Source organism: Wolbachia endosymbiont of Tuta absoluta, from assembly GCF_059414725.1.
In genome coordinates, this window is the sequence record NZ_JBNRJY010000143.1 from 1 (window position 1) to 1023 (window position 1023).

The following is a 1023-nucleotide window of genomic DNA, read 5'->3' on the forward strand; positions in this document are numbered from 1 at the left end:
ATTCCTAGCAGCGAAATGCAAAGGAGTCGCATCACGCCAACCTTTCTCATCAACATTTGCTCCTTTTTCGAGTAAAACCTTTACTACATCTACGTGACCATTCTTAGCAGCTAAATGCAAAACAGTATTACCCGAATGATCTCTCTCATCAACAACTACTTCTTTTTCTAGTAAAACATTTACTATATTTGTGTAACCATTCTCAGCAGCTATCGTTAATAACGTACACTCACAGAAGAAGAGAGAAAATACATAATTTACATCAAATTTACCTTCCTCCCAATTTTTATATAGACCTTGATCATGTTCCTCTAGTTCTGTTTTTATTTTCTCAATTATATTATTGAGATTTAAATCTTTCTCAGCCTCAATCGTCTTTAGTACTTTTTCCAGTGACTCATATCCTCCTGTCATAATTCTACCTTCAATATTAAACAATATGTTTAATTATTACATAATTATGATGAAAAGTCAACTCAAATAAGCTAATAACCGGGATTGTGAATAGTAAATTAGATTCAAATAGCCTCTTTGGTGTCATCCGAGTAGCTTGACACTGGAATCTAACTAAGTTGGTAAACACGAAAGCGCTTTTTTTGACGGAATTGCACAAAAAAACTGGATGCCAGTGTCAGCTACTTGCATGACATCATCTTTTTTATCAGGTGCATATGAAACCAGTGCTTTCTTGTCATCCCAGTACTCCTTATTCTTGTCATTCGAGTAACCCCTTCAGTGTCATCCAAGTAGCTGACACTGGGATCCAGAACAGGTAATAAGAAGCACTGAAATGACATCTCTATAGAACTCCTAACCAATCAAAAATATTAAGAAATTTACCAAGCAAAAAAAGGCAAAAGAATCCCCCAGTAGTGAGTTTTAACCCTATAATAATGTAAATCGGCATTGTAATAATGTGCTAACGCTTATTTAAAGCGCGTTTTGGCTGAATGTAGAAAAAATAAAAAAGACATGCAGCCGCTATAATTTTATGTAATCTGCCAATATATACCTGAGTTTTTT

General features: G+C 34.6%; 1 protein-coding gene. It reads right to left on the reverse strand.

The window, feature by feature from the left end:
* The coding region (locus tag ACJ5GX_RS01565; protein ID WP_495292622.1) for an ankyrin repeat domain-containing protein at positions 1-414 on the reverse strand (414 nt) is incomplete at its 3' end.
* Positions 415-1023 lie beyond the last annotated feature (609 nt).